Annotated in this window: 1 protein-coding gene; it reads right to left on the bottom strand. The window is 63.1% G+C overall.

Going from position 1 to position 12,067, the window contains the following annotated elements:
• Window positions 1-219: 219 nt before the first annotated feature.
• Window positions 220-12,066, bottom strand: coding sequence for a non-ribosomal peptide synthetase (locus tag AO240_RS14825; protein WP_099237095.1), 11,847 nt, complete (start codon window positions 12,064-12,066; stop codon window positions 220-222).
• Window position 12,067 lies beyond the last annotated feature (1 nt).

The following is a 12,067-nucleotide window of genomic DNA, read 5'->3' on the forward strand; positions in this document are numbered from 1 at the left end:
GGGGCATCTCCCTGCCGATAGAGCATTTCCGGGGCTTGGTTTGGCTGCAGAAGCCCCCTCTGAACGCGCTCAAATTTCGCGGCAAGCTAACAAACCGGCCAAAAAAATGATGTAGGACGCATCCCAAAGTGCGTTTGAATAACTTTTTATGTCTGGCGGGCCAGAAAATACGCAAAAAAAAACCGGATCAATGATCCGGTTTTTTTGTGCCGCGGCGCCCTACTCCATGGCGGCCACCAGGCTATTGATGAACTCGGCGCTGTCGATGATCCCGTCATGATCGGTGTCGATCATCACCGAACGCTCGATGCGCCCCTGGCCAATTACACGCGCCATGTGCTGCTCAATCAGCGCTTTAAACTGCCCGGCGCGGCTCAATGAAGCCCACCAGCAACTCACTGGCGCCTTGATCGGCTTGAAGTCAGCCGCCGTCATACGCTCACTGAGTGCCCGGTCAACTTCCCAGGAAATCTGTGCTTCATTGCCACGCAGCAACTCTTCTTTAATGCCGGTGAACGCCTCACCCAGTGTGTGTTCGGCCCATGCCACGAACGTTTGCCATTGCAAGGCTTCGTCATCAGCCTCACGTTGGCACTGCTGCCAGGCACTTTCGATGTGCTCGGCAGACGCCGGGAACATCACCCCAAGCAATGCCGCGCGCCGTTCATTGGCCGACACCTCACGGTCTTCCTCGATGACCACCGCGTCCCAATACGGCGTGAGCCATTGCGGTGGCGCGGCGTCGATCCAGCCGACAAATTCGACCTCGCGCCCTGCTTGCTCCAGCGCGTAGGCGACTTCCATCGCCAGGTTGCCACCCAGCGACCAACCGGCCAGGCGATAGGCGCCTTGCGGCTGAGCGCTCAACAATTGCGCGGTGTAGTCGTCGACCATCGCTTGCCACTCCGGCACCGACGCGCCCTCCTCCACCAATGCACGGCAGATCACACCGTACACCGGGCGCTGCTCGCGGAGTGCCAGGGCGATGGCGGTGTAGCAATGCACCGAGCCAAAGCTTGGGTGGAACATGAACAGCGGCGTGCCTTGGGTCTGGCTGTTGAGCTTGACGATCAACTCGCTGCGCGCACTGCCCTGCAGGCAAGCGACCTGCCCACGCACGGTAGGGTTGAGCATCAACTGGCTGACAGACAGGTTGACCCCGCTGACCTGCCGGATGCGCTCCTTGAGCAGCAGCACACGCAAAGAATGCCCGCCCAGCTCGAAGAAGTTGTCGTTCAGCCCGACTCGCTCAACCCCGAGCACTTCGCTCCAAATCGCAGCGACGTGCTGTTCGATTTCACTCTGCGGCGCCTGGTAAGCCTGCGCTGCGTTTGCCTCAGGTTTGGGCAGCGCTTTGCGGTCCAGCTTGCCATTCGGACTCAACGGCATCTGCTCCAGCAGCACCCACTGCGCGGGCACCATGTAGTCCGGCAATTGCGCAGCCAAGTGTTCGCCGACTGCAGTTTTCCAGTCTTCGCCGCACGCATGCAACACCACATAACCCACCAGATACGCGCCCTCCACGGCCAGCACCGCCGCTTCACGCACATTCGCGTGCTCCAGCAGGCGCGCTTCGATTTCACCCAACTCGATGCGCAGCCCGCGCAGCTTGACCTGATGGTCGATGCGCCCGGCGTACTCGATCACGCCGTCCTCACGGTAGCGCGCCAGGTCGCCGCTGCGGTAAAGGCGTGCGCCGCTGCCAAACGGGTCAGTCACAAAACGTTCGGCGGTCAACGCCGGCCGACGGTGGTAACCCCGCGCCAGACCGATGCCGCCCAAGTACAGCTCGCCCAACACGCCCACCGGCGCCGGCTCCAGATTACTGTCCAGCACGTAGCAGCCCAGGTTGGCGATGGGCCGACCAATCGGCACGGCATCACGCCCTTCGTCGACGCACGTCCAGTGCGTTACATCGATGGCGGCCTCCGTCGGCCCGTACAAGTTGTACAGCCGGGCGGCCGGCAACTGGGCAAATACCTGCTGCTGGGCATCCACCGGCAAGGCTTCACCGCTGCACACAATGCGTTGCAGGCTATGGCAGGCGTTGACCGCCGGGTCTTGCAAGAAGGCTTGCAGCATGGATGGCACAAAGTGCAGCGTGGTGACCTGCTCGGCGTTGATCAGGCTGACCAGCCTGGTCGGGTCGCGATGGTCGCCAGGCGCTGCCACCACCAGGCGCGCGCCAGTCATCAGCGGCCAGAAAAATTCCCAGACCGACACGTCAAAGCTGAACGGCGTCTTCTGCAGCACCGTATCACTGGCATCCAGGCCATACACCTGTTGCATCCAGCACAGTCGATTGGTCAGTGCGCAATGTCGATTACCGGCGCCTTTGGGCTGCCCGGTAGAACCCGAGGTGTAGATCACATACGCGAGGTTTTCGCCCTGTAGGGCGATAGCCGGGTTGTGCGCACTATAGCCCTCAAGCCACGCCGCTCCGGTTTCCAGCACCAGGCTCTGAACGCCCTGCGGAATCGGCAGTTGTTCGAGCAAATGCGCCTGCGTCAGCAGCCACGTCACACCACTGTCTTGCAGCATGTAGCTGAGTCGCTCACGCGGGTAGTCCGGGTCCAGCGGCACATAGGCGCCACCGGCCTTGAGCACAGCGAGCAGGCCGACGACCATCTCGATCGAGCGCTCCACCGCCAGCCCCACCAGCACGTCCGGCCCCACACCTGCCGCGATCAAACGATGTGCCAGGCGGTTGGCGCGACGGTTAAGTTCGGCGTAACTCAGTGGCTGCCCGGCAAACACCAGCGCCGTAGCATCCGGCGTGCGTGCGACCTGCGCTTCAATCAACTGATGCACGCTTTGGTCCAGCGGGTAAGTCTGCGCCGTGGCGTTCCAGGCCTGCAGCGTTTCACGCTGGGCCTGCGCCACGGAAGGCAGCGTGGCCAGGCGCTGATCGGCATGCATAATCAACGCGTTGAGCAACTGCTCGAAGTGTTCAGCCAAACCCTGAATATGCGCGGCACTGAAGGCCTGGCGGTCGTAATTGAATTCAAGCCCGAGGCTCTCGCCCATGCCCAACAGCACGGTCAACGGGTAGTGCGTTTGCTCAAGGCTGTGCACAGCGCCAAAGCGCAGGCCCGACGGCGCGCCCTGCTCCAATGCCTCGGACACCGGGTAGTTCTCGAACACCAGGATGCTGTCGAACAGCGCCTCGCCGCCCAACCCGGCCCAGCGCTGAATCTCGAACAGCGGCGTATGCTCTTGCTCACGCAAGCGCACGTTCTGCGCCTGAACCTGTTGCAGCCACTGACTGACCGACAGCTGTGCATCCGGCGTGGCCACTACGGGCAACGTGTTGATAAACAACCCGACCTGCTGTTCGATGCCGCGCAGCTCGGCCGGGCGGCCGGCCACGGTGGCACCAAAGGCGACCGTCGCCTGCCCGGTGTGGTAGTGCAGCAGCAATAACCAGGCAGCTTGCACCAAGGTATTGAGGGTGACTTTGTTGCTTTGCGCAAACGCTTTGAGGCGCTCGGTGTGCGCGGCATCAAAGCTCAGCCGATGTTCGCCGTTGGCCGCCAGCGCCGCCGGTTGCTCAGTCGACAGGTCTTGCGCCAGGCGCGTTGGCGCCAGCAGGTTGGCCAGTTGTTCTTTCCAGAAGGTTTCGCTGACGGCCTTGTCCTGTGCCTGCAGCCAGGCGATGTAATCGCGATAACGCCCGGTCGGCGCGCCCAGCGGCTCGCCGGCATAGTGTTGCAGTACCTCACCAAACAGCTGCGAACCGCTCCAACCGTCCATCAGGATGTGGTGGTTGGTGTAGATCAGGTGATAACTCGATACGCCGGTGCGTATCACCGACAGGCGCAGCAGCGGCGCCTGTTCCAGCACAAAACCCTCGGCGCGTGCCGACTCGGCCAGGCTGCCGAGGGCGGCGAGGCAGTCTGCGCGGCCCTGCCAATCGAGTTCATCGAACGGCATGCGGCGCTGCTTGTAAACCACTTGCAGCGGTTGCTGCACATCGGTCTGCCAGAGGAAACCGCTGCGCAGAATTTCATGCCGGTCGACGGCCGCCTGCCAGGCCTGGCGGAAGCGCGGCACATTCAAACCGTCCACATCAATGCGCATCTGGTTGATGTAGTCGCCAGAGCCTTCGCCATACAACGACTGGAACAGCATGCCTTGCTGCATCGGCGACAACGGGTACAGGTCTTCAACTTCAGAGGCGCTCAGTGGCAGCGCGTCCAGTTGGCCTTGAGACAGGCGCGCCAGCGGGAAGTCCGACGGCGTGACACCTTGATTGCCCGTGGCGCAGCAATGCTCGATCAAGGCTTTCAGTTCCACTGCGTAGTCATCGGCCAACTGCTGCACGGTGGCGGGCGCGAACATGGCTTGGCTGAAGCTCCAGTTCAGCTTCAGCTCACCGGCGTAGACCTGGCCATTGATTTCCAGCCAGTTACCCAGCGGCGCATCGTCGCTTTGCTCGGCACCGCCGGCCTCACCGGATGGCGCGAACAGCCCTTGCTGTTCGCCGCCCTCAAAACTGCCGTCGAACTGCCCCAAATAGTTGAACGTAATGCGCGGGGTTGGCAACGCGGCCAACGCCTGCTGCGCCTCGTGGCTGCCCAAATAACGCAAGGCCCCAAAACCCAGGCCTTTGTTGGGTACGGCGCGCAGTTGCTCCTTGATCTGTTTGAGCGAGCCCGCCAGCGAATCGGTTGGCGCCAGTTGCAACGGATAGAGGCTGGTAAACCAACCGACGGTGCGGGTCAGGTCGATCTCGTCGAACAGGTCTTCACGGCCGTGGCCCTCCAAGCGGATCAACATCGACGCGTCACCGGTCCAGCGCACCATCACGCGTGCCAGCGCCGTCAACAGCAGGTCGTTGATCTGAGTCCGGTAGGCACTTGGCGCGTCTTGCAGCAAGCGTCGGGTAAAGCCTTGGTCCAAATGGGTGGTCACGCTTAGCGCATCGCGGTTGCTCACGCTGGCCTGCGGGTCGGCGCCCGGCAAACCGGCGCGGCTGCCGTGCAACTGCGTCTGCCACCAGCGCAACTCCTGGCCAAGCGCGGCGCTGCCGGCGTAAGCCTGCAGCCGCTCGGCCCAAGCGCGTGTGGAGCTGGTTTTGGCCGGCAGTACCACGTTGGCGCCTTCAGCCAATTGGCGGTAGGCGCTTTGCAAGTCTTCCAGCAGGATGCGCCAGGACACCCCGTCCACCACCAAGTGATGGATCACCAGCAGCAAGCGTTGTGAGCCATCGGCCAGGCCCACCAATACCGCGCGCAACAGCGGGCCTTGGCTCAGGTCGAGGCTGCGTTGAGCCTCTTCGCCCAACGCCTCAAGTTCTTCCAGCGTGGTCAGCGTGGTCTGCCACAGCACCTGTTCGGCCTGGTGCTGATCGGGGCCTCGATAGGCCGCGGCCCAGCCGTTTGCAGCGTGAACAAAGCGCGTGCGCAGAGCGTCGTGATGCTCAATCAAAGCCTGCAACGCCGCCATCAACAGCGGCGCCGCCAGACGCTGATGCGGTTGCAGCACCACGGATTGGTTCCAGTGCTCGCGCTGAGGAATTTCATCGTCAAAAAACGCGTATTGCACAGGCAGCAGCAGCAACTCGCCGGTCAGTGCCGACTGATCAAGCACCACCGCGCCCTCGCCCTCCAGGGCGACTGCCGCCAGGCTCTGCACCGTTTGGTGCTGGAACAGATCCTTGGGCGTGAACCGCACGCCCACTTGGCGTGCACGGCTGACCACCTGGATCGAAATGATCGAGTCGCCGCCCAGCTCAAAGAAGTTGTCATGCACGCCCACGCGCGGCAGGCGCAGCACGTCGGACCAGATCGCCGCGATCTTCTGCTCCAGCTCACTCTGCGGTGCGACGTAGACCTGCTGCATCAGGCTCACGTCCGGCAGCGGCAAGCCTTTACGATCCAGCTTGCCATTCGGCGTCAGCGGCATGCCCGCCAGGAACATCAGGTGCGTGGGCACCATGTAATCCGGCAGGCGGGTTTTCAGCGCGCGGCGCAGTGCTTCGCGGCTGTTCGATTGCGCCACGGCATCGTCGAGCAACGTCAGGTCCAACGGCACCACATAGGCGACCAACTGTTTGCCGGTCGGGCCTTCCTGGGCCACCACCACGGTTTCACCGACGCTGTCCTGCTCACGCAGGCGCGCTTCGATTTCACCCAGTTCGATGCGGAAACCACGGATTTTCACCTGATGGTCGACGCGGCCCAAATAGTCGACCACGCCGTCCGGGCGGCCTCGGGTCAGGTCGCCGCTGCGGTACACACGGCTGCCGGGTTTGCCGAACGGGTCCGGCACAAAACGCTCGGCGGTCAACGCTGGACGCTCCAGATAACCGCGCGCCACGCCCTCGCCGCCCAAGTACAACTCACCGGCCACGCCGATCGGTTGCAGGTTCAATTGCGCATCCAATACGTAGCCGCTGCGGTTGCCCAACAGCGTCCCGATCGGCGCATACACCGCGCCGCAAGGGTCGCCTTTACGCGCCTTCCACAGCAACGGCGTCACCACCGTCTCCGTCGGGCCGTAGCCGTTGAACAGATAGGTCGGCTTAAGCGCACGCCACGCCAGGTCGTAACTGGCTTGAGCGACGGCATCACCGCCGAAGCAGTAAACCCGCACCGCCGGTGGGTTGCCGTCACGCTCGGCATGCTCGGCCAACTGTTGCAGGTACACCGGCGGGAACACGGCCATGGTCACGTTGTGGCGGTGCATCTGTGCGTAGGTGTATTCCGGCAACCACAGGCTGTCATCACGAATCAGCACGCTGGCGCCGTTGATCAACGGGTGCATCCAGCCTTCATGGGAACCGTCGAAGGCGAAAGACATAAAATGCAGCTCGCAATCCGTTGGGCCGGTTTCATAGCGCTCACCGGTGGCGATGATGTGCGAAACCAACGGCCCGTGAGCCACCGCCACGCCTTTGGGCAGGCCGGTGGAGCCGGAGGTGTAGATCACGTAGGCGAGGTTGTCGCCATGCAGGGCGACCTGCGGCGCGCTGTCATCAGCGCCGGCCCAGGCTTCGGCCTGATCGACCGCGAGCGCTTGCAGCCCTTGCGGAATCGGCAGCCGCTGCTGCACGGCAGAATGCGTCAGCAACAGTTGCGCGCGGCTGTCTTGCATCATGTAGAGCAGGCGGTCACGCGGGTATTCCACGTCCAGCGGCACATACACGCCGCCAGCTTTCATCACCGCAAGGAACGCCACCATGATTTCGGCGCTGCGCGGCATGGCGATGGCCACGCGCACTTCCGGGCCGATCCCGCGCGCGATCAGCGCATGCGCCAGGCGATTGGCCTGGCCATCCAGCTCGGCGTAGGTCAGCGTTTGCGCAGCGAATTTGACCGCGACGGCATTCGGCGTTTCACGCGCGCGGTCAGCGACCAATTCATGCACCAGGCGCTTGGCCGAGAAGCCCGAATCGGTGCAGTCCCATAGCTCAAGAATCTGTTGCCGCTCGGCAGCGTCCAGCAATGGCAATTGGCTGAGGCTTTGCTGCGGATTGGCAACCATGCCCTGCAACAGGTTCTGCCAATGCCGGGCCATGCGTTGCACGGTGGCGGCTTCAAACAGGTCTTGGGCATACCCCAGCGTGGCCCAGATGCCCTCGGTGGACTCCTGAATATCCAGGTCCAGATCGAAGTGTGCGGTCTTGCTCTCCCAGTCCAGCCCTTCTACGTGCAGGTGCGGCAACTGATGCTGGACCTGGGCCTGGCCCACATCGGTCTGGTGGTTGAACATCACTTGGAACAAGGGGTTGTGGCTCAGGCTGCGTTCCGGCTGCAGCGCCTCTACCAATTGCTCGAACGGCAGGTCCTGATGCGCCTGGGCATCCAGCGCGCGTTGGCGCGTGTGCTGCAACAACTGCTCGACGCTCATCTGCCCATGCAGGTCGGCTTTGAGCACTTGGGTGTTGACGAAAAAGCCGATCAGGCGCTCGGTCTCGCTGCGATTGCGGTTGGCAATCGGCACGCCGACGCGAATCTCTTCCTGGCCGCTGTAGCGGTGCAGCAGGGTTTGGAACGAGGCGAGCAGCAACATGAACAGGGTCACGCCTTGTTGCTGCGCCAACGCCTTGAGGTCGTGCGCCAGCGCGGGTGCCAGCTCAATCGCCAGGCGTGCGCCACGGTGGCTCTGCACCGCCGGGCGAGGATGGTCGAAGGGCAATTCGAGCACGCTCTGCTCACCGCCGAGTACCTCACGCCAGTACGCCAGTTGGCGGGCTTTTTCGCCAGCGTCCATCCAGTTGCGTTGCCACACGGCGTAATCGGCGTACTGGATCGGCAGCACCGGCAGTTGCACGTCCTGCCCTTGGCTATACGCCGCGTAAAGCTGCACCAGCTCCTCCACCACCAACTGCATCGACCAACCATCGGACACGATGTGATGCTGAACCAGCACCAGCACATGTTCGTCGGCTGCCAGACGCAGCAGCGTCACACGCAGCAGCGGGCCTTGTTGCAGGTCGAACGGCTGGGCGATTTCAGCTTCTACGCGCGCCTTGAGCTGAGCTTCCTCGACGTCGTCGTGCGCAATCTGCATCGCCACCACTGGCTCGATCACCTGCACCGCGCCGTCGTGCGTCTGGCGCACATGCGTGCGCAGGCTTTCATGGCGGGCCAGCAGCGTGTCGAAACTGCGTTGCAACGCCGCCGCATCCAGCTGGCCTTTCAAGCGCAGGGCGCTGGGAATGTGGTACGCAGCGCTTTGCGGCTCCAGTTGCCAGAGGAACCATTGGCGCTCTTGCGCATATGACAACGGCAACGCCTGCTCACGCCCCACCGGCAGCAGCGCCGGGGCTTTGGGCGACGTCGGGGAATGCGCTTCAATGGCGGCGACGAATCCGTCCAGGCGCGGCTGTTCAAACAGGCTCTTGAGCGGTACTTCAAGGTTAAGTGCCTGGCGGATACGTGAGACCACCTGCATCGCCAGCAGCGAATGCCCACCCAGTTCGAAAAAGTGCTGGGTCAGGCCCACGCGCTCAGCGCCAAGAATATCCGCCCAGATCGCCGCAACCTGTTGTTGCAGCGGTGTGACAGGCGCTTGCCAATCGGCTTGCACTGCGCCGGCATCCGGCTTGGGCAGTGCCTGACGGTCCAGCTTGCCATTCGGGTTCAACGGCATGTGCGAGAGGAAGATCAGGTGCGCCGGCACCATGTAGTCCGGCAATTGTTCGCGCAGGCTGGCCTTGAGCTGTTCAGCGGTGGCCGCCTGTTCTGCCTCATCCAGTGGTTGTGTTGGCACCACGTAGGCCAACAGTTGGTTATCAGCGGCCAGCAGCAGGGTTTCGCGCACACCTGACTGAGCCAGCAGCAAGGCCTCAATTTCACCCAGCTCGATACGGAAACCGCGAATTTTGACTTGATGATCGACACGCCCGACGTACTCGATCACCCCATCAGCGCGACAGCGTGCCAGGTCACCGGTGCGGTACACACGCTCGCCCGGGCGGCCCAACGGGTCGGCGACAAAACGCTCGGCGGTCAGTGCCGGTTGCTGCAGGTACGCGCGGGCCAGGCCGCTTTGACTGGCGATATACAGCTCACCCACCGCGCCCATCGGCAGCAGGTTCAAATCGCGGTCGAGCACATACAAGCCACGCCCCGCCAGCGCGCGGCCGATAGGGCTGGCGCTGGCACCGATCACGGTCGTCGCGTCGCTGCAGTCAAGTACGCTGGACACCACCGTCGCCTCGGTAGGCCCATAGGTGTTGAGCAGACGCACATGCCCAAGCCCGGCGCGACGCCAGAGTGCCGGGCCGTCCAGCGGCATGGCTTCGCCGCCGATATGCACTTGGCGCAGTGCACCGTAAGCACGTGGGCCGGCCGCCAGGCAATCCTGCAAGAAGAGCTTCCAGTACGCCGTTGGCAAGTCGGCCAGGGTGATGCCCTGCGCGATGATCTGCCGGTACAGTTCGGCACCGTCCCACAGCTGCGGGCCGCGCAGCACTACGCTGGCGCCGCGGGTCAGCGCCGGGTACAACTGCTCGACGAAACCGTCGAAGTTCAAGGTCGCAAACTGCAACACCCGGTCATCCGGGGTCAGGCACGAGTAATCGGCGGCGATGCTCGCAAACTCACTCAGGGCCGCATGGTTGATGGCTACGCCCTTGGGTTTGCCGGTGGAGCCGGAGGTGTAGATAACATAGGCCAGGCTGCGCGGCTCGAATTCAAACGGCGGGTTGTGCTCGGCACACTGCGCAAGCTGCGCATCGGCCAAGTCGATGTCCAGCGTCGCCAACTGCTCAGGCAACGGCAGGCGCTGACGCAGCGAAGACTCGGTCAACACCAGTCGCACGCCGCTGTCCTCAAGCATGTGCACCAGGCGCTCGTGCGGGTAGTCAGGGTCGAGTGGCACGTAGGCGCCGCCCGCCTTGAGCACCGCCAGCAGGCAGACCACCATGGCGAATGAGCGCTCCACGGCGATGCCGACCAGCACCTCCGGGCCTACGCCTTGGCCGATCAAATAGTGCGCCAAACGGTTGGCCTGACGATTCAACTCGGCGTAACTGATGGTCTGCTCATCCAGCGCCAACGCCTGTCGCTGCGGGTGCTGGTGCGCCTGCGATTCGAATAACTGATGCACCGCGAACAATTCAGTGCCGGTGGCCGGGGCGTTCCACGCCTGACGTATCAGCGCGTGTTCGGCGGCGCTGAGCATCTGCAAGTCACTGATGCGGCTATGAGGCGCGCTCACCAAAGCCTGCAGCAGGTTCTGCCAGTGCTGCGCCAAACGCTCTATCGTCGCGGCATCAAACAGGTCAGTGGCGTAGGTCAGCGCGGCCCAAATGCCCTCTGCGGATTCGTGCGTGTCCAGGCTCAGGTCGAAGTGCGTGGTCTGGCTGTCCCAGTCCAGCTCCGCGACGCGCAGGCCCGGCAATTGCTGGCCCTCGCCTTTGGCGTCGGTCTGGTGATTGAACATCACCTGAAACAACGGGTTGTGGCTCAGGCTGCGCTCGGGCTGCAACGCCACCACCAGTTGTTCGAAAGGCAGGTCCTGGTGAGCCTGGGCTTCGAGGGCGCGACGCTTGGTCTGTTGCAGCAGTTCGACGAAGGTCATCTGCCCATCGAGGTCGGCCTTGAGCACTTGGGTATTGACGAAAAAGCCGATCAACCGTTCGGTTTCGACACGGTTACGGTTGGCGTTGGGTACGCCGACGCGGACATCCGACTGCCCGCTGTAGCGATAGAGCAGGGTCTGGAACGACGCCAGCAACAGCATGAACGGGGTGGCGCCCTCTTGCTGCGCAAGGCGTTTGAGAGCGCCGACCAATGCGGGTGGCAGATGCACTTGCAGGCTGTTGCCGCGATGGCTTTGTTGGGCCGGGCGCGGATGGTCAAGGGGCAGTTCCAGCACCGGTTGCTCACCGCCGAGCAGTGCCTGCCAGTAAGCCAACTGACGGGCTTTCTCGCCCGCCTCCATCCAGCCGCGCTGCCACAGGGCATAGTCGGCGTACTGGATCGGCAGGTCCGGCAATTCAAGGCTGCGGCCCTGACTGCACGTGGCATAAAGCTGCACAAGTTCCTCGACCATTACCTGCATCGACCAACCATCGGAAATGATGTGGTGCTGCACCATCACCAGCACATGCTCATCTTCGGCCAGTTGCAGCAGCGTCACACGCAACAGCGGTGCCTGAAGCAGATCGAACGGCAGCGCGACCTGCGCTTGCACCTGCGCCATCAGTTGCTGTTCGTCGGTGCGCACCTGCACGATTTCAACCGTGGCCTGCGGCATGACCGCCTGCAACAGCCGCTCACCGTCTTGCACCAGGCGCGTGCGCAGGCTTTCGTGACGCGCCAGCAATGCGTCGAAACTCTGTTGCAGCGCCGCCAGATCCAGCCGGCCGTGCAGGCGCAGCGCGCCAGGAATGTGGTAGGTGGCGCTGCCTGGGTCCAACTGCCAGAGAAACCACTGGCGCTCTTGCGCGTAGGACAATGGCAACGCATCGACAGCCTGGCGGGTCGGGGCAATCGGTAATTGCGCAAAGCTCATGCCGCGCGCTTGCAGGCGTTGATAAAACTGCTGGCGTTGTTCAAGAGGCAGGCGAAGAAAGCGCGAGACCAAGTCGATATTAGGGTTGGAAAGCATG

This window comes from Pseudomonas sp. ICMP 460 (assembly GCF_002723595.1).
Taxonomy (GTDB): domain Bacteria; phylum Pseudomonadota; class Gammaproteobacteria; order Pseudomonadales; family Pseudomonadaceae; genus Aquipseudomonas; species Aquipseudomonas kitaguniensis.